A 21,572-nucleotide genomic window follows, 5' to 3' on the forward strand; every position below is an offset into this window, starting at 1 on the left:
GCCTGGTCTGGCGCGCCGGCTGCGGTTGCGCTGAGCGCCGCGCGTTGCGTGTCGGGATGGGCCGCAGCGATCCTGTTGCGCAACTCGCTCGCGCTGCTCCGCCATGCCTATGCCGACGAGAAGGCGCGCGGACGCGCGGTCGGCGTTTGGGCCGCAGGTGCGAGCCTTGCGCTGACCGCGCGTCCGCGCGCCTTCTCGTCGGCATAGGCATGGCGGAGCAGCGCGAGCGAGTTCGGCACCAGGATGGCTGCGGCCAATCCCTGCACGCAACGCGCGGCGATCAGCGTCACCGCATCGGGCGCGAGCGCGCAGGCGACCGATGAAGCGGTGAAGATCGCAAAGCCGGCCATGAAGACGCGTTTGGCACCGATCCGGTCGCCGAGCGCGCCTGCGGTCAGGATGAACGCGGCGAACGCGATGGTGTAAGTGCTGACCACCCATTGCAGTTCGGCAACGCCGCCGCCGAGCGAGGCGCCGATGGCGCTGAGCGCGGTGTTGACGATGGTGACGTCGAGCTGCACGACGCCGTAGCCGAGACTCATCGCGGCGAGCGTCAACGTCGCCGCAAGCCCACTCGACGGTTGATGCGACGCCGCGCGCCGGTCGGGCACGCGCCGGAGGTTCGCAGATGTCTGTCGCATGGTGCTGTCCTCGCTCTCGGGCAACCAATGCGAGACATAGGCATTCGTTTCGATAGAACACTTCGCCAACGATCGAAGTGTGGCATCGTCATGCCGGCCGGGCCGCACGACCGCGGCCCAGCTTGCGCGGCGTTTTGCCTCAATAGACCTACGGACCGCCACCGGAGCGTCGCATTCCGGCCCGCGCAGTGGTCCACAGGACGCATCATGCTCATGCGCGCGTCGACTTCACACTTTGGTAAACGCCACGGCGGGCTCCGACGTCCCCGCGCCGATGCATATCGTCCATTCGCTTCACGCCAACTGCCCCGCGGCGGTGCCGAGACGGCCGCAAAATCGGCGAAATTGCCGACGAAATCGCCGGGAACGGCGGAACATGGAGTGATCCCGTCACAGCGGACGGCATCTCTGCGACTCACATTCCGCAGCGCGAGAACATATGTAGCCAGTATGACAATGACGCTGGACAGGAGCGGAAGGTTGGCTTGTCAAGGGCTGCACAACGCATCGGTTTTGCCTTATGGGTCATCACGTACGGTGCGCTTGCCCGTCACCCGTCGCCGTACGTGACCGGGTCCCACTGAAATTGCCGCCCGCCGGGAGGATGAATGCTTCGGCTGCTGACCACGCTTGGGCGTGGTTTCAAGGAAACGATCGGCTGGAAACGGCTCGGGATCGCCGCGAGTGTGTTGATCATCGCGGCTGCGGTCACGACGCTGGTGCACACCCTGAAGGGCGTCGATACCGGCATCATCCTCACCGCGCTGACCGACATCGCGCCGCACCGGATCGCGCTGGCGGCGCTGTGCGTGGTCGGAGCGTTCTGCACGCTGACCTTCTATGACTTCTTCGCGCTGCGCACGATCGGCAAGACCCACGTCCCCTACCGCATCGCAGCGCTGTCGAGCTTCACCAGCTATACGATCGGTCACAATATCGGCGCCACCGTCTTTACCGGCGGCGCGATCCGCTTCCGGATCTATTCCGATTACGGCCTCTCCGCGATCGACGTCGCCAAGATCTGCTTTCTGTCGGGCCTGACCTTCTGGCTCGGCAATTTGTTCGTGCTCGGCTTCGGCATGGCCTGGCATCCCGCGGCGGCCTCGGCGATGGACCTGTTGCCGCCGGCGATGAACCGGCTGATCGCGCTCGGCTGTCTTGCCGGCATCGGCGCCTATTTCGTCTGGCTCCTGACCGGCGAGAAACGCCGCGAGCTCGGCCAGAACGGCTGGAAGGTGGTGCTGCCATCGGCCAAGCTGACGCTGTTGCAGATCTTCATCGGCGTGGTCGATCTCGGCTTCTGCGCGCTCGCGATGTACCTCTTGATGCCGACCGAGCCGCATATCGACTTCGTCTCGCTGGCAGTCGTGTTCATTCTGGCGACGCTGCTCGGCTTCGCGAGCCATGCCCCCGGCTCGATCGGCGTGTTCGATGCCGCGATGCTGGTGGCGCTGCCGGAGTTCAGCAAGGAGCAATTGCTGGCGACGCTGGTCGTGTTCCGTATCCTCTATTTCATGATCCCGTTCGGGATCTCGATCTCGATCATGGGCATGCGCGAGCTGTGGCTCAACGTGGTGCAGCCATGGCAGGAACGAAAGAGATTGAGCCAAGCCTGCACGGCTTCGGCGACCGTGCGGCAACCGATCGAAAGCCGGCAGCAGCGGATCAGGCAGCTGAAACGGTAACAGGCAACGTTATCGGCCCTCGTCCGGGTTCTCCGATCCCGGATTTTCGATCCCCGCCGCCGCTTCTCTTATTTTCGCCGTACCACTCGCGTCAAACCGCGCCATGATTGGCTTTTTGGTTCGATTTTCGCTTCGTGTGACGATCGGCAGCGTGCTGCTCGGCAGCGCACTGACGGCGGTATTCGCGTCAGCCGCGGACGCCCAGGACAGCTCGCTGCAGATCTCCTGGGAGGTCCGCAACCGCTTCCGTCTGTTCCGCGAGGAACGCGACTTCCGTCTGCATGTCGAAAGCGGGCTGGGCCGCAGCGTGCTGGCCTCGGAACAGGCGCTGGAACTGCAAAGCGACGGTCGCGGCTGGGCACGCAACACGGTCAACCGGCTCTGCATCGACCTGCAAGGCCGCGTCAACGAGCCCTGCACCCGCGACAACGTCAAGGAAAGCTATCTGACGCCGATCGATCACCCGATCGTCGTGCGGCTCACCGGCCCGGTTCCGGTTGGTGCCACCTGCGCCTGGTCGTTCGACGACGGCGACGGGCCACAATCCCAGACCTTCGATTGCGCCGAGCCGGTCAATCTGCGGGTCCGCTACGGCCGCACCACGGTCGCAACCGTCGACGTCGCAAGCGGCTCGGAGGCCAACCAGCGCGTGGCGACACAGATCGCGGTGCGTGACCTGCTGATCGCGGGCCTCGGCGACAGCATCGCATCCGGCGAAGGCAATCCGGACCGCGCGATTGCGCTCTCCGACGAGGGGTTCTGCTTCCGCTCCTATCTCGGCGGCGCGCAGTATTACCGGCCGAGCCGCGCCGGCTACAAGGGCGGGCGCGCCTGCGAAGCGCCGGATACCCTGACCAACTGGCAGCGCCAGAGCGCGCTGTGGCTCAACTCGGCGTGCCACCGCTCGCTGTACAGCTACCAGACCCGCACCGCGCTTGCGCTCGCCGTGCAATATCCGCACATCGCAGTGACCTATCTGCCGCTGGCCTGCACCGGCGCCACCATCGCCGACGGCCTGCTCGGCTCGCAGCAGGCGCGGGAATGTCTGCCGACCAAAACCGCCAACACCTGCTCGGGCACCGTCAACGGCCAGATTGCGGAGCTGCGCACGGCGCTCGCCGCCGCCAAGCGCCGGCAGCCGGACCGCACGCTCGACCTCGTGCTGCTGTCGATCGGCGCCAACGACATCTACTTTTCCGGCCTCGTCGCCAACGTGATCGTCGACACGCCGACCGAGCGTACGCTGTTCAGCCAGGGCGGCTCGATGGCCAGCGTCGACGATGCCCGTTCGGCACTGGCGCGCGACCTGCCGACCGGTTTTGCCAAGCTGCGCGATGCGCTGAAGCCTCTGGTCGGTGGCGACCTGTCCCGCGTGATCTACACGGCCTATGCCAATCCGGCGCTGGCCAATGGCGGCACGCACTGCCCCGGCGGCCGCGCCGGCTTCGATATCCACCCCTCGTTCAATGCCGATCCGCGGCGGCTCACGGAGGTCTCGAGCTTCGTGCAGAACGAGTTCCTGCCGCAGCTCAAGGCGCTCGCGCAGTGCCAGTCCGGCATCATCTGCCGCAATCCGCAGGCTGACCGCATGACCTTCGTCGATGCGCATCAGGCGGCGTTTGCGAGCCACGGTTTCTGCGCGCGCGCGTCGACCGATCCGGAGTTCGACCGCGACTGCTTCGCCGCCAATGGCGCCAGCTTCGAGTCCGACATCGTCGCCGCAGCCAACCAGCCGCTCAAATGCGGCCGCAGCGCCGGCGAATACCGCGCCTACCTGCCGCGCGCGCGCTGGATCCGCGACGCCAACGACAGCTATTTCGCGGCGATGACGTACCCGCAGGGCCTGCCGTCCTCGATGCAGCCGACCGACATCCACGACGCGACATGGGGCATCCTGTCGGCAGTGTATGGTGGCGCGGTGCATCCGAGTGCCGAAGGCCATGCGGCGATGGCCGATGCCGCAGCGCCCGCGGCCGCCACCGTGCTGCAGTTGAACACCAGTGTGCCCGAGGTGATTTCCGAGCCGGTCGCGCCGCTGCCGACCGCGCCGGAGCAACGCTGAACGCTCGCGCTGAACGCGCGCGGCTGCGTGCCAACGCGATCCTGATCGGCAACGAGAGAGAGTGAGAGAGAGGCCTTAGTGCCGCTTGGTCGCCGGCACGGGCGCTGGCGGCTTCACCGCCGCGGCTTGCGCCGGCAGATATTTGGCGACGATCGCGGGATCGAGCTGGGCCACCGCGGTGTCGGGCAACCGGGTCCAGACCTCATCCTTGCCGAACAGCGAAATGCCGAGATAGCCGCGCATGGTCAGCTTCTGTCCGTCGGCGCTCAGCGTCATCTTGGCCTTATAGATCTTGCCGTCGCGCGGATCGAGCACGTTGCCGTTCTCGTATTTCAGGCCATCGCGCTTCATGTCGCGGATAAAGGACAGACCAAGCCACGGCGCATTCTTGCGATCGTCGGTGCATTTCGAGCAGACCGGATTCGGCGGATCGTTGGGATCGGAGAACATCTTGGCGATCACGCCTTCGAAGATGCCGTTGTGATCGATCACCAGGAACCAGCCTTCCGGCTTGCCGTCCTCGACCTTCTGCCAGAGGCCCGCCGCCGATGTCGGGTCGGCCGCCGTGGCAGCCAACGGAGCAGCCAGCGCAAAGGCCGTGGCGATCGCCAGGATCAGCCGCAGTCTGGATAGCGTGTTCCGCATCATCATCACCTGATCGATCGACAAACCCGAATGGCAGCAGACTACGGCCATTTCACGGAGTGTTCCAGTACCCGCGCCGCGCGGCAACAGGCCCATGCCCCTGGCATTGGTCGCTGTTGGAGTGGAATCAGTTCACTCCAAGCTTCTTCTGCAAACTCGATGACGAGGTTGTGTACTGGAACACCAGCCGCTTGTCCGGATACACGTAGCGGTGCGCCTTCTGCGCCATCAGCGCGCCCTCGTGGAAGCCGGAGAGAATGAGCTTCAGCTTGCCCGGATAGGTGTTGATGTCGCCGATCGCGAAGATGCCTGACACGTTGGTCTCGAATGCCGCGGTGTCGACCGGCACCAGATTGTTCTCCAGCGCAACGCCCCAGTTCGCGACCGGGCCGAGTTTCATGGTGAGCCCGAAGAACGGCAACATCGTATCGCAGGCGATCGTCGAAACCGCATTGTCATTGGCCTTCAGTGCGGCGCCCGAGAGTTGACCGTCGGCGCCTTCGAGCCCCGTGACCTGCCCGATCTTCAGATCCATCTTGCCGTCTGCGACCAGCGCGCGCATCTGCTCGACGCTGTGCGGCGCCGCGCGGAAATCGTCGCGCCGGTGCAGCAGCGTGATGCGCTTCGCGATCGGATGCAGATTGAGCGTCCAGTCGAGAGCGGAGTCGCCGCCGCCGACGATCAGGATGTTCTTGTCGCGGAACTGCTCCATCTTGCGCACCGCGTAAAACACCGACGTGCCTTCATAGGCCTCGATGCCGGGCACCGGAGGACGCTTCGGCTGGAACGAACCGCCGCCGGCCGAGATCACGACCACCTTGGCTTCGAACTCCTTGCCGGCGTCGGTCTTCACGCGGAACAGCGGATCGCCGATCTTCTCGATGCTCTCAACCATCTCGTTCAGATGGAAGGTCGGGCCGAACGGCTTGATCTGCTCCAACAGCTGCTCGGTGAGGCCCTGGCCGGTGACGAACGGAATACCGGGAATATCGTAGATCGGCTTCTCGGGATAAAGCTCGGCGCACTGCCCGCCGATCTTGTCGAGGATGTCGACCAGATGCACCTTCATGTCGAGCAGGCCCAGTTCGAACACGGCGAACAGTCCGCAAGGGCCCGCGCCAATAATCAGCACATCGGTTTTGATCGCTTCGCTCATATCCGCTTCTTTTCATTTGAGATCGACTGGACGGCTTTCGCCTGCCCAACCAAGTATGGCCGGATCGGGACATGCATAATAGGGACAGCGGCTGGCGCGGCAACCCCTTGCCGAGCTTGCGCAACTCGGCTGTATGGGCAGGAAACCGACGGAGATCCCTCGTGAACGCCCCTGTCCGCGCCGACGACGCACTGCGCCTGGAAGACTTTCCCTACCGCCTGTCCGACAATGTGCGCTTTGCCGATCTCGACCCCAATGGGCACGTCAACAACGCGGTCTATGCAAGCTATTTTGAGACCGGCCGTGTCACGCTGGTGAAGGATCCGACCATGGGGCTGATGCCGGCGGGGCTCGGCTGGATCATGGTGCGCCTCGACATCCATTTCCGCGCCGAGTTGCACTGGCCCGGCCGGATCGAGCTCGGGCTCGGCCTCGTCAAGTTCGGGCGGACATCGACCACCTTCGATCAGGTGGTGTTTTCGGAGGGGCGCTGCGTTGCGTCGGCGAAAGCGGTCACCGTGATGATCGACGAGGCCACGCGCCGGCCGACGCCGCTGACGGCGGAGGTCAAGGAGAACTTCCGCCGCTGGGTCCGTCGCGGTGTGAATCCGGACGGCGAATAAGAGACCTCAAGGCGTTTTCGAGCGAAGTGGATACCGGTTCGCGCGAAGAAACGCGTCAAAAACAAAGCTGGAGCTTCGGTTCTGATTCAATCAGAACCGAAAAGCTTTAGGCCTGCCGTTCCGGCGTCGACACGACCAGTCCGTCGAGTTCGTCGGTGACCTTGATCTGGCAAGACAGACGCGAGTTCGGACGCACGTCGAAGCCGAAATCCAGCATGTCCTCTTCCATCGGCGACGGCGCGCCGACCTTCTCGCGCCACGCGTCATCGACATAGACATGGCAGGTCGCACAGGCGCAGGCGCCGCCGCATTCGGCTTCAATGCCGGGAATGGCGTTGCGGATCGCGCCTTCCATCACCGTCGCGCCGTTCTCGATATCAATGGAGCGTTTCTCGCCGGAATGGTCGATAAAGTGGATTTTGGCCATGATTGCTCGTGCTGCCGGAATGCGCCGGACGATGGATGGAAAGGTCCCGGCAGTCGTATAACGGGTCGATCCGCACAGCGCTAGCGCGGAGACCGAAAACCTGCCAGCCGGCCAGGACGGTGTACAGGCCGCTGCGGCGAGCCGTTGAGGTCAGGCAGGAGCCTAGGAGCGGCCCAGAATCAGCTCGATCGCGGCGCGCGCCTCGGCAATTGCGGCCCCGAGCGCGGCAAGCGGCTGGGCTGGATCGGAACCAGCGGTCAGTGCGGTCTCCAGATGGGCGGCGGCCTCGGCGACGCCGAAGGCGCCAATCGCCCGCGCCGACCCTTTCAGGGTGTGGGCGTGGGTCGGAGCCTCGGGCGGCAAGGCGGCCAGCTCTCCGAGGATCCGGGCCGACTGGGTCGAGAACATCGCCAGGACTTCGCGCTCCAGGTCCGGGTCGCCCAATGTCATGCGCCGAAGGTGATCGACGTCGATCGGGCCGCCGCCAGGCGCGAGCGGCGGTGATTGCGTCCATTCAACCCGTTCGAGATGAAGCGGCATGGCCTGTCCCTGTCGTCTCCGCCAAACCTCGCCGGGCGGATATTTGGCCAGCCAATCACGAAACTGGTTAACGGATTGTTGTCGGGATGATCGGCAAAACCGCCCGATTCTGGACAATTTCCGGACACAATCGACGCGCTACGGCAGGAATTTCGAGTACCCATAAGGCCTTATGGCGCAAAGCTGTTAACGATGATTAAGAAAGTATTAATCGCAAGCATTTCATTCGCATCACTCTCCCCATAGGATGTTTGCGGATGTAGCGGACAAGCCGCCGAGGGGGGCGCTTGCGCTCCGCTTGTGGGTACCGGCTTCGAGCTTGCGTGGGGACAATCGCAGGCTCGCCGACGCGTAAAATAGTGAGAGGGTCAGACTGAACATGGCGAACACTCCCAAGAAGGTCAAAGATCCCACCGAAGTCGCGCTTTCTGCCATCCAGGAAGCCCTCAACATCAGCGAACAGGGCGCGGAGCACCGCAGCTCCCTCGACGAAGGCGCCGCGCCGCCCAGCCTGCCGCCGTCAGCTCCGGATTTTTCAGCCACCGCGTTCGAGTCCCGCGCGAATAACGCTCGATCGGCGTTCGAGCCGATCGAGGAACCGCGCGCCCCGCGCCGCGCCGCAAACGATGATCGCGAGACCATCGGCCAGATGCTGCAGACGCTGCAGGGAGGGCGCGCCCGCAACGCCTTCACGCTGTTCTTTGTCTGCTCCGGCGCCTGGCTGCTCGGCGGCGTCATCCTCACCATCGCGTTCTGGCCGGCCCTGCAGGCTTCGATGGCCCAGGGTACCGGCGTGCTGGTGCTCGCCGGCCTCGCCGCGCTGTTCGCCGTTCCGGTCCTGCTGTTCTACTATCTCGCCAGCCTCGCCTCGCACGGTCAGCGCATGCAGATGATCGCGCAATCGATGGCGCAGGTCGCAATGCGATTCTCCGAACCGGAAAACGCTGCCGCCGATTCCATGGTGACGGTCGGCCAGGCGATCCGCCGCGAAGTCGCCGCGATGGGCGACGGCGTCGAGCGCGCGATCGCGCGCGCCGGCGAACTCGAGACCCTCGTTGCCAACGAGGTTGCGGCGTTGGAGCGTGCCTACTCCGACAATGAAGTGCGCATCCGCGCGCTGCTGCAGGACATCGCCCACCAGCGCGACAACCTGGTCGGCCAGGCCGAGCAGGTGCGCAGCGCGATCTCCGGCGTGCAGATCGACCTGCGCCACGACATCGCGCTGATCTCGGACGCGATCGCCTCGCGCGTCGACGAGGTCGCCAAGAGCATCACCGGCGCGCTGGAAGAGCGCGGCCAGCACATCACGACCGCGCTGAGCCATGCCGGCGACAACATGATCCTCGCGCTCGGCGAGCGCGGCGGCGACCTGCTCGACCGCCTCGAGGAAGCCAGCGCCGAGACCACGCGTGCGGTGATGGACGCCTCCGAGCGGCTGACCACCAGCCTCAACTTCAAGACCGGCCACGTCCATGACGAGTTCGTCGATCTGGCCGATCGCGTCCACGAGATGCTGAACGAGCGCATCGACCGCATCACCGGCGAGTTCGAGCAGCGCTCGTCGGTTATCGTCGACGGCATCTCCGACCGCACCGAGGAAGTCCACGATTCCCTGAAGAACTCCGCGGATTCGCTGCTGCTCGAGCTCGAGCTGCGCAGCAACGACCTCGTCAGCAAGATCGACGACGCCGGCAACCGCCTCGCCGGCCAGATCATGACCTCCGGCGACAAGGCGAGCGAGGCGCTCGACGTGACCGTCAATTCGCTGGTCGCCAAGGTGGTGGGCCAGACCGAGACCGCGCACGACTCGCTGTCGCTGCAGATGAGCGCGTTCGACGACCTGGTGAGGAACCACGGCAGCGAGCTCGCCGAGAAATTCGCCCGCGATTCCGGCACGCTCGGCGCCCTGATCACCCGCCACATCTCTGAATTCGACCGCACGGTGAAGACCTTCGGCGGCGACATCGTCGAGCGCATGGGCCAGCGGACCCAGGACATTGCCGACAGCCTGAAGACCTATGTCGACACCTTCGACCATCGCGTCACCGCGAATAGCGGCGAGATCACCGCCTCGCTCGACCAGCGCCTGTTGCAGTTCGAGACCACGCTCGGCAGCCGCGTCACCCATCTCGACGCCTCGCTGAACGACAAGCTGTCGTCGTTCGACTCTTCGCTCGCCACCAGGATCGGCACCTTCGACGGCCGCCTGCAGTCGCTGGACGACGCGATCGACGGCCGCATGAAGACGATCGAGGTCACCTTCGAGAGCCGCGCCAAGTCGGTCACCGACACCATCGACGGCCATCTCGGTACGCTCGCGACGCAGCTGACCGAAGGCGCCACCCAGGCAATCCACTCGATCGACTCGCGGCTCGGCCTGCTCACCACGACCCTGACCGAGGGCACCGCGCAGGCGATCGCCGCGGTCGACCACCGCATCAACGGCGTCACCGAAACCATCGACGGCCACAGCATCCGCCTCGTCGACACCATCAACGGCCACAGCACCCGGCTCGCCGATACCATCAACGGTCACAACACCCGTCTCGTCGAGACCATCAGTGGCCACAGCTCGAACCTGACCGACACCATCTCGGCACGCTTCGCCGACATCCAGCAGGGCATCGAAAGCCGCGTCGGCGTGATCGCCGGTGACATCGACACCCGCGTCGCGCAGTTCGAGGACCTCCTGGGCTCGCGCGTCGAGGCCGTCGCCGGCCGCATCGAGAGCAGCGGCCGCCAGGCCAGCGAGGAGCTGATGTCCCGCGCCGAGCTGTTGTCGTCGAGCATCAAGTCCCATGTCGAGGACGCCGAGCGCTCGCTGACCAACCTCGTGGTCAACACCAGCGAGACCATCCAGACCGGCGCGCGCACCGCGCAGCAGGCGCTGCTCACCGTATCCGCGGATGTCGGCAACCAGCTCAAGATGAGCTCGGCCGAGGTCGAGGGCGTGCTGACCGCCGTCGGCACCAGCGCCGCCAACTCGATCCTCACCAGTGCCCGCGACGCCCAGGTCTCGCTGGTCTCCGCCTCCGGCGACGTCGCCTCGCAGATCAAGGCGCTGTCGGAGGATGTCGAGCGCACGCTGCAGGCCGCCGGCAGCGCCACCGCAGCCTCCGTGCTGTCGGGCGCCCGCGACGCGCAGACCACGCTGGTCAGCGCATCGGTTGAAGCCGCCAGCCAGGTCAAGTCGCTCGCCGCTGACGTCGAGCAGTCGCTGTCGATGTCCGGCTCTGCCGCCGCCGAAGCGATCATGGCCGGTGCCCGCGAGGCACAGACCACGCTGATCACGACGTCGACCGACGTGACCGGTCAGGTCAAGTCGCTCGCCAGCGACGTCGAGCGCTCGCTCTCGATGGCGGGCACCGCGACCGCCGAAGCCGTCGTCGCCTCCGCCCGCGAGGCCCAGAGCACGCTCGCCGGTGCATCGACCGAAGCGACCAATCTGGTCCGCACGCTCGCAGCCGACATGCAGCACTCGCTCTCGACCGCAGGCACCGCGACCGCGGAATCCATCGTCGCTTCCGCCCGCGAGGCCCAGAGCACGCTTGCCGGTGCATCGACCGAAGCGACCAATCTGGTCCGCACGCTCGCGGCCGACATACAGCACTCGCTCTCGACCGCAGGCACCGCGACCGCGGAATCCGTCGTCGCTTCCGCCCGCGAGGCCCAGAACACGCTGGCGGCTGCGTCGACCGACGCCACCAATCTGGTCCGCACGCTGTCGGCCGATATCGAACGCTCGCTGTCGATGGCCGGCTCCGCCACTGCGGAAGCCGTCGTCGCCTCGGCCCGCGAAGCCCAGAGCACGCTGGCCGGCGCCTCCACCGAGGCCACCGAGCTGGTCCGGACGCTCGCCGCCGACATGGAACGCTCGCTGTCGATGGCCGGCTCCGCCACCGCGGAATCGATCACATCAGGTGCGCGTGAAGCCCAGAGCACGCTGGTCAATGCCTCGACCGACGCTGCGAGCAAGGTGTCGGCGCTCGCCTCCGACATCCAGCGTGCGCTGTCGATGGCCGGTTCCGGCACCATCGAGGTGCTGACCGCCGGCGCCCGCGAGGCGCAGAACACCCTCGTCACCGCGTCCACGGAGGCCGCCAACCACGTCAAGTCGCTGGCAGCCGATGTCGAGCGCACCCTGACCTCGGTCGGCACCAACACCGCCCAGGTAATCCTCGGCAGCGCCCGCGATGCCCAGACCTCGTTCGTGGCAACCTCCAGCGAGGCCGCAGCCCAGATGCGTGCGATCACCGTCGAGATCGAACGCTCGCTGACCACGACCAGCGCGGAGACTGCGCAGACCATCCTGGGCAGCGCCCGCGAGGCCCAGAGCTCGTTTGCGGCGACCTCGGCCGATGCCGCCGCCCAGATCCGCACGCTCTCGACCGATATCGAGCGCGCGCTGGGTTCGGTCACGGCCAAGACCACCGACAACATCCAGACCTCGGCGCAGAACGCACAGGCCGCACTGATCACCATGTCCAACGAGGTCTCGACCAAGGTCAAGACGACCTCCGCCGACATCGAACGCTCGGTGCTGTCCGCCACCAGCGCATTCGGCTCGGCGATGACCGGCAAGACCGACGAGATCGTCACCTATGTGCAGCAGCAGGCCGAGCGTCTGTCGCAGATGGTCGACGGCCGCCGCGGTTCGCTGGTCGAGGCGCTGACCGCCAAGACCACGCAGCTGTCGGCCGACATGGATCGCGCCACCGCCGACGCGCTGAAGGCGATCGAAACCCGCGGCCTCGCCTTCTCGCAGTCGATGGCAGCGCATGGCGGCGACGTCGCGCGCAACATCACCTCGGCGGGCGATCAGGCGACCGGCGCGGTGGCGAAGTCGCTCAAGGAGCTCGAGCAGGCCTCGCGCGCGGCGATCGACCAGTCTCGCCAGGTCTCGATCTCGGCCGTCACGGAGATGCAGGAGACCAGCAAGATCCTGCGCACCGATACAGTCGCGCTGTTCGAGCGGCTGCGCGAGGGCAACATCCTGCTGCAGGAAGTGTTGACCGGCGCCCACGACAACCTCAACTCGCTGGAGCGCGCGCTGGTGACCCGCGTGGCCGACTTCGTGTCCGCCATGAACGACGTCACCTCGCGCAACGGCGTGGCGACCCAGACGCTGGAAGACCAGCTGACGGTATTCAACAGCAAGACCGGCAAGGCGCTGGAAGATCTCGGCGCGCTGTCGAGCCAGTTCGAGACCCATGGCAAGGCGCTGATCGACGCGGCTGCCGTGGTCGAGCAGGCCAACCGCTCGACGACGGCCTCCGTCAGCGAGCGCAAGGAGGCGCTGGAAGCGCTGGTCACGACCATCGACCTCCGCACCACCGACCTCGACCAGCGGCTGTCGCGCTTCACCGGGCTGCTCGATGAATCGCTCGGCGCGGCCGAGGAACGCGCCCGCGACATCGCGCGCGTGGTGGCGGAGACCGCCGGCGCCGGATCGGCTGCGATCAGCCGGCAGTTCGAGGCAGTGCGCCAGGCGGCGGAGAACGAGCGTCAGCAGACCGTCGACGCGATGAACGAGCTCTACCAGCAGAGCAACGCCGAGACCGATGCGATGTTCAAGGAATCGACGGAGAAGTTCTCCGCGATGGTCACGGCGATGAAGCAGATGGCGAGCGAGATGCACAGCGAGCTCGAGGCCACCCGCAACGAGCTGCGCCGCGGCGTGCTGGAAATGCCGCAGGAGGCTGCCGAGAACACCGCGCAGATGCGCAAGGTGATCGTCGACCAGATCGAGGCGCTGGCGGAGCTGAACCGCATCGTGGCCCATCACGGCCGCGGGCTCGACGTGGTCTCGACCAACCGCACCAGCGTCCGCCACGAGGAGCCGGTGATGGCTGCTGCCGCCGGTGGCCGCGGCGACGTGCGCATGCGGGACAATAGCAACAGCGCTTCGACGCTGCCGCCGCCCGATCTCGGCATGGCATCGTCGCGCCGCACCGAGGCCCCGTCGGTCAGCCCGGCGAGCTCCAACAACGGCGACGGCTGGCTGTCCGACCTGCTCAACCGCACCGATGCGCCGCCGCCTGCCCCGCAGGGCCGCGACGCCCAGCAGCGCCCGCGTCCGCAACAGCAGCCGGCCGCCAATCCGCTGGAGTCGCTGTCGCTCGACATCGGCCGGCTGATGGACCGCACGCTTGCGGCCGAGATGTGGGATCGCTACCAGCGCGGCGAGAACAAGGCGTTCTCCAAGCGCCTCTACACGCCGGCCGGCCAGAAGGCGTTCGACGAGGTGGCCCGCAAGTACCGCGCCGACCGCGGCTTCAAGCAGACGGTCGACCGCTACATCGCGGAATTCGAGCGCCTGCTCGATGAAGTCGCCCGCGACGGCCGCGGCCAGCAGGAGCTGGCTAGCCACCTGACCTCGGAGACCGGGCTGGTCTACACCCTGCTCGCGCACGCTGCGGGACGGCTGGGATAAGCGTTCGAACCGATCACGACACAAGAAACGGAGGCAGCGATGCCTCCGTTTTGCTTTTGACCGACGCCAGACTAAAGTTGCGCGAGACGAGCTGGGAGGGTTCAGATGTTACGCGCAGGCTGGCGTCCCGTCGTCGCGCTGACGGTGCTCGGAACAATCGGGTTGGCGGCGGTTGCGACGGCGGATCCAATCGAGCCGTCCAAAATCCGGACCATCAGAATAGCGCCACAGTCCGCTGACGACCGCGGTGATCCATCGACGACACCTCCAAAGTACAACCGCCTGCACGTATTGACGGTAAGGCCAAGACTGCCCGACGAGCACCGCGACGCTGCCGGCCGCGAGTGGCCGACAACAACGACGGCAAGCGAGCCTGCGGCCGATGCGCATGCCGTTCGAACGACGCCCGTCAGGCCGGAGCACGATGCGACCCACGATGCAACCGGCCGCGCATGGTCGGCGACGCCGGGCCTCGTCAGTCCCGCATCCAATCCCCATCAGGTTCGCAGCTTGAGGATCCGCTCGGAGCAGACCGATCCAAATGACCGCTATCGCCGCTTCGCACCTGAAGCACTCGAGCCGTCTCAGGCCGTGCCTCAGTAAGAGATACGACGGTCGTCTGAACCGAGAGGAAGCTGCGCAGCCTACTGCTGCCGTCGCCGCGGGCTCGCCGGTGCAGCCGCGGGAGCCGGCGCCGGCTCGGGTGCGGCGTTGTTGCTGCCGCCGAAGATCACCCGGCTCGGGTTGCGGTCGAAATTGTTCACCGCGCGGCTGATGTCGGACAGGGTGCGGCGGCCGTCGTTGATCAGGAGATTGGACCGCTTGTCGACGTTATCGGCGAGCTCGCGGATCGACTTCACCATCAGGTTCAGCTCGCTGCCGTTGTTGCCGCCGGCGACCGCGTTGAGGCCCAGCATCAGATTGTCGGCCTTGCCCATCACGCCGTCGACCTTGAGCATGACGTTGTCGATCTTCTCGGAATTGCGCGCCAGCGCCTGGGTGAAGACCTCGAGATTCTTCAGCGAGTTCTTCACCGACTGCTGATTGTCGGCGACGATGCGGTTGACGTTCTGCAGGGTGGCGCGGATCGCCTCGGTGACGTCCTGCAGCGCGTTGGGGTCGGCGGTCAGAACCGGGATGCCGTCTTCATCCAGCGGCACCGGCGGGGCGGCCTCCTCGCCGCCCTTCAGCGAGATCGCGGCGACGCCGGTGAGGCCCTGGAATTCGAGGCCGACCAGGGTGTCCTTGCGCAGCGGTGCGTTGTTCTCGATCATCGCCAGCGCGACCACCCGCCGCGGGTTGTCGAGCTTGACCGAAACCACCTCCCCTATCCGAATACCGTTGAAATTGACGTTGCCGCCGTTGCGCAGGCCCGATGCCGGCCCCTCGAAGATCACCCGCAAGGGGCTGCGCTGCTTGGTGGTGTGCAGGCTCTGGAACCACAGCACGAAGCCGAACGCCGCAGCGATCACCGCCAGCGTGAAAGCCCCGATCAAGACGTAGTTCGCCCGCGTTTCCATCAGCTACTCGCGTTCATCACTCTGGGCCCTCGCGCAGTCGGCCTGCGCTCGAGCCCGTCGAATTTCCTGTTGGCGCATGATCTCGTCCGAAAACCGGTCTCCTCGTTTCGGGATCATGGGCTAGGCCACAACGGCACGGGCGCGCTTGCCGTTGAAATATTGCTGCAGCCAGGGATGCTGCGATGCCTTCATGTCGGCGATCGATCCTGCAGCAATGATCTTACCGTTCCCTAAAACGGCGATACGGTCGCACGCGGTGTAAAGACTGTCGAGATCGTGGGTTACCATGAAAACGGTCAGCCCCAAAGTGCGCTGCAGGGTGCGCACCAGCTCGTCGAAATCGCCGGCGCCGATCGGATCGAGGCCCGAGGTCGGCTCGTCGAGAAACACGAGCTCGGGATCGAGCGCGAGTGCGCGCGCCAGCGCGACGCGCTTGATCATGCCGCCGGACAATTCCGACGGATAGCGATCGGCGACTTCGGGCTTGAGGCCGACCATCACGAGTTTCGCCACCATGATCTCGTCGAGCAGCCGCTGCGAGACGCGCAGATATTCGCGCGCCGGAAACTGGATGTTCTGGCGCACCGTGAGCGAGGAGAACAGCGCGCCCTGCTGGAACAGGATGCCCCAGCGCCGCTCGACGGCGCGGCGCTGCGACGAACTCGCGGCGTCGAGATCGACGCCGAACACTTCGATGCGGCCGGAAACCTTCGGCACCAGGCCGATGATGGTGCGCGTCAGCACCGACTTGCCGGCACCCGAGGGGCCGACGAAGCCGAGGATCTCGCCGCGCTTGACGTCGAGGTCGAGGCCGTCGAGCACGCGCGTGGTGCCGAATTGCACGGTGACGTCGCGGACCCGGATAATGGCGTCGATGTCCTGCTCCGCCATGATCACATCCCGATCGAGGCGAAGAAGATCGCGAACACGCCGTCCATCACGATCACGAAGAATATTCCTTTCACCACCGATGCGGTGGTGTGCTGTCCGAGCGATTCCGCCGAACCCTGTACCGCCAGCCCTTCGACGCAGGCGACGATGCCGATTACCGCCGCCATCACGGGCGCCTTGACCATGCCGACGATGAAATGGTCGATCGATATGGCATCACGAAGGCGGAGCAGGAAGGCCTCCGGATCGACGCCGCCATAGAGCCACGCCACCAGGCCGCCGCCATAAAGCGCGGCCATCGCGCCGAGGAAGGCCAGGATCGGCAGCGCCAGCACCAGCGCCAGCATGCGCGGCAGGATCAAGACCTCGATCGGATCGAACCCCATGGTGCGTAGCGCGTCGATCTCCTCGCGCATCTTCATGGAGCCGAGCTCGGCGGTATAGGCCGAACCGGAGCGGCCCGCGACCATGATCGCGACCAGGAGCACGCCGATCTCGCGCAGCACCAGCACGCCCAGCATGTCGACGACGAAGATGTCAGCGCCGAACCTGCGGAAGTGGAAGATGCCCTGCTGCGAGATGATGCAGCCGATCAGGAAGGTGATCAGCACCACGATCGGCACCGCGCGCAAGCAGACCTGCTCGAGGTGATGCACCGTCGAGGTGAAGCGGAAGCTGCGCGGATGGATCAGCACCTTGGCGGCCGCGGCCAGCACGGCGCCGAGCATATCTACGAGGCCGATGATGGTGCCGCTGATCCCGGCCACGGTGCGCCCGATCTGCTCGAGCATGACCGATATCAACAGCGGTTCGCTCGCGGCCTTGGGCGCAGGGCCGACACGGCGGACCTCGTCGACCAGGCTGGAATAATTGGCGGAGAGGCCCGCGATCTCGGCTTCCGCGCTGGCATCGCTGAGGCTGCGGCGCAGCCGCTCGATCAGCCAAGCGCCGAACGTGTCGAGGCTCGCGACCTGCGACACGTCGATTAAGATGTGAGGACGGCTGCCGCGCAGCTTCTCGGCGTCGGAGACGATCCGCTCGAGCGCGGGTGCAAAGCGGGCCGTCCAGTTGCCCGCAGCGCACAACGCCAGTCCTTCGCCTTGGGCTATCCGCTCCAGTGTCGGGTCGCCGCTCACCTTTTGCCTACCCCTCAAGCCGGCTGGCCGCCGCTCACGCAGATCTCCGGCGACGCCGGATCGGCTTGTCGAATCTGTCACTAACCAGCCATAGTTGGTTGCGCGTCGCAAGCTACGGTTCAGGAAATAGTAGACTTTAAAATGACTTCCACCCCACCCGGAGCGATTTCCCTGACCGGTCGGCTCGAGCGCTGGCCGATCGCGGGGACCTTTACGATCAGCCGTGGCGCCAAGACCGAGGCCGTCGTCGTGGTCGCCGAGGTGAGCCAGGGCGGCCTCATTGGCCGCGGTGAATGCGTGCCCTACCCGCGCTATGGCGAAACACCCGAGGCGACGCTGCGGGCGATCCAGGCAATGCAGGGGCCGCTCGCTGGCGGTATGGACCGGATCGCCTTGCAGGCCCGGATGCCCGCCGGCGCCGCCCGCAATGCGCTGGACTGCGCGCTGGCCGACCTCGAGGCCAAGCGCGCCGGTACGCGGATCTGGAACCTGCTCGGCCGGCCCGCGCCGGAACCCCGCACCACCGCCTATACGATCTCGCTCGGCACGCCAGAGGCGATGGCGGAGGCCACCGCCAAGGCCTCCCATCGCGCGCTGCTCAAGATCAAGCTAGGCGGCGATGGCGACGGCGCGCGGATCGCCGCCGTGCGCAAGGCGGCACCCGCATCCGAGCTGATCGTCGACGCCAATGAGGCCTGGACCGAACACAATCTCGCCGCCAACCTCGCGGCTTGCGCCGATGCCGGCGTGACGCTGATCGAGCAGCCGCTGCCGGCGGGCAAGGACGAAGCGTTGGCGCGGATCAAGCGCCCGGTTGCGGTCTGCGCCGACGAGAGCGTGCATGACCGCGCCTCGCTCCAGGGCCTGCGCGGCCGCTACGACGCCGTCAACATCAAGCTCGACAAGACTGGCGGACTGACCGAAGCGCTCGCGATGGCGGATGCGGCCCACGCGCTCGGCTTCGAGATCATGATCGGCTGCATGGTCGCGACCTCGCTTGCGATGGCGCCGGCGATGCTGATCGCGCAAGCCGCGCGCTTCGTCGATCTCGACGGCCCGCTGCTGCTGGCCAGGGACCGCGAGCAAGGCCTGCGCTATGAGGGCAGCCTGGTCTATCCGCCCGACGCCGCGCTCTGGGGATAATGGGCTCTCTTGTTGACACGTTTTCTTAGCGCGAACCGGTGCCCACTTCGCTTGAAAGCGCTATGAAGCGCCTGCGCGACAACCACATCACGAGCCCGCCGATGGCCGCCATCGCGGCCATCATGTCGTAGACGCCGAGGCCGAAGCGCGCATAGACCATGCCGCTGACGATCGCCGTGGTGCTCGCGACGATGCCGCCGCAGGCGGTGAGATAGCCCTGCGCGCGCGCCATCACATGAACCGGCACGTGATGCACCATCAGACCCATGATCCCGACCTGCGTCAGGCCGAAGCTCAGCCCGTGTCCGAGCTGGACCGCGGCAAGCACTGCAAGCGGCGGGTCCTGCGCGGTGATCGCCCAGCGCGCCACGGCGCTGGCGGCCGCGATCATCACCAGCGTCGTCGACCGTAGCGTGAAGCGCGGCGACAGCGCAAACAGCACGATCTCGGCGATGACGCCGAGCACCCAGAGGCAAGCGATCGTCAGGCCGCTGAAACCGGCCTGCCGCCAGGCAATCGATGCAAAGATGTAGTAGGCGCCGTGGCTGCCCTGGATCAGCGCCGAGGACACGATGATGGCGAGGAAGGCAGGATCGCGCAGCAGCTTTCGTGCACCACCGGCCGACGCCGCGTTGCCCGCCGGACGGCCGAGCGGCCGCAGCATCAGCGCGACCACCGCACTCATCACCATCATGGTGGTGATGATCCAGACCAGATCGACCTCCGCGACATAACGGAGCGAGAATCCGCAGACGAGTGCGCAGACCGCGAACGCGGCCGAGCCCCAGAGCCGCAGCGGTCCGTAGCTGAGGCCGTATTGCCTGACGCCGCGCAGCGCATAGGCGTCGGTGAGCGGGATCGTCGGCGTCCAGACGCAGCAGGTCAGCGCATAGACCGCAAGCACCAGGAACGGCTGGTGCTGGGCGCCGATCAGGACAAAGCCGAGCGCCGTGGCAAAGCTGGTGGCAACGATCGCGCCACGCAGCATCTGGCGGTGCTCCGCCGCGGCGGTGACCAGCGGCAGCACGGTGAAGCGCGTCACAGGCGGCACCGCGGTGATGATGCCGATCCAGGTGGCATCGATGCCGATCGCCTTCAGCCACACCGTGAAGAACGGCAGATGGACCCCGGTCACGCCGAACAGCGTGGCATAGAATGCCGCGAGGCTGCGCGCGAATCGCCGCGATGCGACTTTTGCTGCAATGGGGATTTGTGATTCGGAAGACATCAATTCAATTGCGATTCGCGCGATATCGTGGTGATCGTTAGCGTAACGCGCAGTGATTTGCGCGGAGAGATTGTGATGGCCGAAGAAGCATTCGCCCTGTCGCCGATATCCGCCCGCGCGGCCCTGCCGAGCGAGGAGGACTATGCTGCGATCAGCGCGGCTTTCATGGAAACCTCGCGCGGCCGCTGGTTCCTCGGCGAATACGCCAAGCGCAACCGCAATGCCGACACCCGCATGGTGCTCGACGCCGTGGCGCGGATCGAGGAGAGCCTCAGCGCGCAGCGGCAGGCTGCCGCAGCGGCCATCAGGGACGAGCAGCTGGCCCAGGCGCTGGCCGCCCTCCGTGGCGCGATCGAAGCCGCCCAGGCGTCCGCCATCGCCTCGCTCGACAACCTCAGCTTCGAGCAGACCCTCGCGCCGGTGCGCAAGGGCGTGCGGGTGATTCGGGAAATCTCCTGGCGGCTGCGCGAGATCGGCAATGACGGCCGGATCTGCGACATCATCGATTCGCAGGCCAGCGCCATCGAGGCCGGCGCCGCGCAGGTCTCGATGGACGACGCCAAGGCCGTGCTGGATGCCGGCTTCGCGGCGCTCGCCCGCCGGCTCAGCGAGTTCGATCCGGACAAGGCCACGCCCGCGGCCGCACCCGATGTGGCCGAGGCTCCGGTTGCGGAACCACCCGCAGCAGCCCCCTCGCCGCCACAGGCGGCTGAAAACGCTCCGGCCGAAAGCGCGGCCCCCGATGCCACGATCGCGGCTACGCCGTCAGCGCCACCCAAGCAGGCCGCTGCGACGCCGCCTGCTGAACCTGCTCCGGCCGCAATGCCGGAACCGAGCGAAGCATGGATCAAGGCTGAAGCCGCACTGGCCGAGGCCGAAGCCGCAGAGCTTGCCCGCGTCACCGACGAGGCGACCGCCGACGCCCAGGACGAGGCAGTGCTCGACCTCATCGCGATGGAGATGGGCGCGCCCGATCCGATCGACGAAGAGGCGATCGCAGAAGAGATGCGCGCCGCCGAGGAGATGCGTGTTGCCGAGGCGATGGCGGCCGAACCCGAAATGGTTGCACCCGCAATTCAGCCCGAGCCGACGCCGGCGCCCGAGCTGAAGGTGGAGATCAAGGTCGAGCAGCCAATGCTCGCTGCGGCAGCGCCGATTGCCGAGACTACAGCGGTTGCCGAAGCGCCGGCCCCGGCACCGGCGCCTCTCCCGCCGGCCGTTGAGGCGGCCCCTGCTCCCGCAGCAGAAGTCTCGCTCGGCTCGACCATCATCGCCAGCGGCCTCCTGAAGAAGCCGAGCGTCGCGGCCAACGACCCGCTCGCGCCGATCCGCCGCATGAGCCAGGCCGAGAAGATCGCATTCTTCTCGTAACGGCCGTCTTCAAGGCCCGCGCACGACAAGTGGTATGCGCCGAGCGCTCCGTGACCCAGCTCACGTACCGC

15 protein-coding genes and 1 pseudogene are annotated in these 21,572 nt (G+C 66.3%); 7 read left to right on the top strand and 9 right to left on the bottom strand.

The features are described 5' to 3' along the window. Positions 1 to 128: 128 nt before the first annotated feature. Positions 129 to 641, bottom strand: a pseudogene (locus FNJ47_RS17835) (MFS transporter); the annotation flags it as partial. Positions 642 to 1,249: 608 nt separating this feature from the next. Between FNJ47_RS17835 and FNJ47_RS17840 the strand changes: the two are divergent. Both FNJ47_RS17840 and FNJ47_RS17845 read left to right on the top strand, forming a co-directional pair. Further along, positions 1,250 to 2,326, top strand: a complete 1,077-nt coding sequence (locus FNJ47_RS17840; protein WP_163155314.1) for a lysylphosphatidylglycerol synthase transmembrane domain-containing protein — start codon at positions 1,250 to 1,252, stop codon at positions 2,324 to 2,326. 103 nt (positions 2,327 to 2,429) lie between these two features. Next, positions 2,430 to 4,388 carry an SGNH/GDSL hydrolase family protein gene (locus tag FNJ47_RS17845; protein WP_163155316.1) on the top strand — a complete coding sequence of 653 codons (1,959 nt, stop codon included), beginning with the start codon at positions 2,430 to 2,432 and terminating at the stop codon, positions 4,386 to 4,388. A 75-nt stretch (positions 4,389 to 4,463) separates the two neighbouring features. On the opposite strand, the gene FNJ47_RS17850 is transcribed toward FNJ47_RS17845, so the two are convergent. Then, positions 4,464 to 5,033, bottom strand: coding sequence for a DUF2147 domain-containing protein (locus tag FNJ47_RS17850; protein WP_163155318.1), 570 nt, complete (start codon positions 5,031 to 5,033; stop codon positions 4,464 to 4,466). Positions 5,034 to 5,160: 127 nt separating this feature from the next. Beyond that, entirely contained in the window at positions 5,161 to 6,189 is a 1,029-nt protein-coding gene (locus tag FNJ47_RS17855; protein WP_163155320.1) for an NAD(P)/FAD-dependent oxidoreductase, read from the bottom strand. A gap of 161 nt (positions 6,190 to 6,350) precedes the next feature. Between FNJ47_RS17855 and FNJ47_RS17860 the strand changes: the two genes are divergently transcribed. Beyond that, the gene (locus tag FNJ47_RS17860) at positions 6,351 to 6,812 is read left to right on the top strand and encodes a thioesterase family protein (RefSeq protein ID WP_163155322.1); all 462 of its coding nucleotides are present in this window, start codon (positions 6,351 to 6,353) and stop codon (positions 6,810 to 6,812) included. Between the two features lie 106 nt (positions 6,813 to 6,918). On the opposite strand, the gene FNJ47_RS17865 is transcribed toward FNJ47_RS17860, so the two are convergent. Continuing rightward, positions 6,919 to 7,239 carry a 2Fe-2S iron-sulfur cluster-binding protein gene (locus FNJ47_RS17865; RefSeq protein WP_163155324.1) on the bottom strand — a complete coding sequence of 107 codons (321 nt, stop codon included), beginning with the start codon at positions 7,237 to 7,239 and terminating at the stop codon, positions 6,919 to 6,921. A gap of 162 nt (positions 7,240 to 7,401) precedes the next feature. Further along, complete coding sequence (locus FNJ47_RS17870) at positions 7,402 to 7,779, bottom strand: Hpt domain-containing protein (protein ID WP_163155326.1); 378 nt, start codon at positions 7,777 to 7,779, stop codon at positions 7,402 to 7,404. 379 nt (positions 7,780 to 8,158) lie between these two features. Here FNJ47_RS17870 and FNJ47_RS17875 point away from each other — a divergent pair, with 379 nt between their 5' ends. Both FNJ47_RS17875 and FNJ47_RS17880 read left to right on the top strand, forming a co-directional pair. After that, the gene (locus FNJ47_RS17875) at positions 8,159 to 14,212 is read left to right on the top strand and encodes an apolipoprotein A-IV repeat region-like domain-containing protein (RefSeq protein WP_163155327.1); all 6,054 of its coding nucleotides are present in this window, start codon (positions 8,159 to 8,161) and stop codon (positions 14,210 to 14,212) included. A 105-nt stretch (positions 14,213 to 14,317) separates the two neighbouring features. Continuing rightward, entirely contained in the window at positions 14,318 to 14,815 is a 498-nt protein-coding gene (locus FNJ47_RS17880) for a hypothetical protein (protein WP_163155329.1), read from the top strand. A 41-nt stretch (positions 14,816 to 14,856) separates the two neighbouring features. Here the strand turns inward: FNJ47_RS17880 and FNJ47_RS17885 are convergent, their stop codons facing one another. From FNJ47_RS17885 to FNJ47_RS17895, 3 genes are all read right to left on the bottom strand, one after another. Further along, positions 14,857 to 15,732, bottom strand: a complete 876-nt coding sequence (locus FNJ47_RS17885; RefSeq protein WP_163155331.1) for an MlaD family protein — start codon at positions 15,730 to 15,732, stop codon at positions 14,857 to 14,859. 120 nt (positions 15,733 to 15,852) lie between these two features. Further along, on the bottom strand, positions 15,853 to 16,623 hold the full coding sequence (locus FNJ47_RS17890; RefSeq protein ID WP_074131927.1) for an ABC transporter ATP-binding protein: 771 nt from the start codon (positions 16,621 to 16,623) through the stop codon (positions 15,853 to 15,855). Positions 16,624 to 16,625: 2 nt separating this feature from the next. Beyond that, complete coding sequence (locus FNJ47_RS17895; protein WP_163155333.1) at positions 16,626 to 17,759, bottom strand: MlaE family lipid ABC transporter permease subunit; 1,134 nt, start codon at positions 17,757 to 17,759, stop codon at positions 16,626 to 16,628. 141 nt (positions 17,760 to 17,900) lie between these two features. On the opposite strand from FNJ47_RS17895, the gene dgcA reads away from it, so the two are divergent. Continuing rightward, complete coding sequence (gene dgcA, locus FNJ47_RS17900; RefSeq protein ID WP_163155335.1) at positions 17,901 to 18,902, top strand: N-acetyl-D-Glu racemase DgcA; 1,002 nt, start codon at positions 17,901 to 17,903, stop codon at positions 18,900 to 18,902. Positions 18,903 to 18,927: 25 nt separating this feature from the next. Here the strand turns inward: dgcA and FNJ47_RS17905 are convergent, their stop codons facing one another. Continuing rightward, entirely contained in the window at positions 18,928 to 20,130 is a 1,203-nt protein-coding gene (locus FNJ47_RS17905) for an MFS transporter (RefSeq protein WP_163155337.1), read from the bottom strand. A gap of 75 nt (positions 20,131 to 20,205) precedes the next feature. Between FNJ47_RS17905 and FNJ47_RS17910 the strand changes: the two genes are divergently transcribed. Continuing rightward, complete coding sequence (locus tag FNJ47_RS17910) at positions 20,206 to 21,501, top strand: hypothetical protein (protein ID WP_163155339.1); 1,296 nt, start codon at positions 20,206 to 20,208, stop codon at positions 21,499 to 21,501. The last annotated feature ends 71 nt before the right edge of the window (positions 21,502 to 21,572 follow it).

Origin of the sequence: Bradyrhizobium uaiense, from assembly GCF_010811875.1 — a bacterium.
Taxonomy (GTDB): domain Bacteria; phylum Pseudomonadota; class Alphaproteobacteria; order Rhizobiales; family Xanthobacteraceae; genus Bradyrhizobium; species Bradyrhizobium uaiense.

Excerpts from the sequence above, each read along its gene's own strand:
- FNJ47_RS17840 (WP_163155314.1), top strand. The coding sequence starts at position 1,250 with ATGCTTCGGCTGCTGACCACGCTTGGGCGTGGTTTCAAGGAAACGATC.
- FNJ47_RS17845 (WP_163155316.1), top strand. The coding sequence starts at position 2,430 with ATGATTGGCTTTTTGGTTCGATTTTCGCTTCGTGTGACGATCGGCAGC.
- FNJ47_RS17850 (WP_163155318.1), bottom strand. The coding sequence starts at position 5,033 with ATGCGGAACACGCTATCCAGACTGCGGCTGATCCTGGCGATCGCCACG.
- FNJ47_RS17855 (WP_163155320.1), bottom strand. The coding sequence starts at position 6,189 with ATGAGCGAAGCGATCAAAACCGATGTGCTGATTATTGGCGCGGGCCCT.
- FNJ47_RS17865 (WP_163155324.1), bottom strand. The coding sequence starts at position 7,239 with ATGGCCAAAATCCACTTTATCGACCATTCCGGCGAGAAACGCTCCATT.
- FNJ47_RS17870 (WP_163155326.1), bottom strand. The coding sequence starts at position 7,779 with ATGCCGCTTCATCTCGAACGGGTTGAATGGACGCAATCACCGCCGCTC.
- FNJ47_RS17875 (WP_163155327.1), top strand. The coding sequence starts at position 8,159 with ATGGCGAACACTCCCAAGAAGGTCAAAGATCCCACCGAAGTCGCGCTT.
- FNJ47_RS17880 (WP_163155329.1), top strand. The coding sequence starts at position 14,318 with ATGTTACGCGCAGGCTGGCGTCCCGTCGTCGCGCTGACGGTGCTCGGA.
- FNJ47_RS17885 (WP_163155331.1), bottom strand. The coding sequence starts at position 15,732 with ATGGAAACGCGGGCGAACTACGTCTTGATCGGGGCTTTCACGCTGGCG.
- FNJ47_RS17890 (WP_074131927.1), bottom strand. The coding sequence starts at position 16,623 with ATGGCGGAGCAGGACATCGACGCCATTATCCGGGTCCGCGACGTCACC.
- dgcA (WP_163155335.1), top strand. The coding sequence starts at position 17,901 with ATGACTTCCACCCCACCCGGAGCGATTTCCCTGACCGGTCGGCTCGAG.
- FNJ47_RS17905 (WP_163155337.1), bottom strand. The coding sequence starts at position 20,130 with ATGTCTTCCGAATCACAAATCCCCATTGCAGCAAAAGTCGCATCGCGG.
- FNJ47_RS17910 (WP_163155339.1), top strand. The coding sequence starts at position 20,206 with ATGGCCGAAGAAGCATTCGCCCTGTCGCCGATATCCGCCCGCGCGGCC.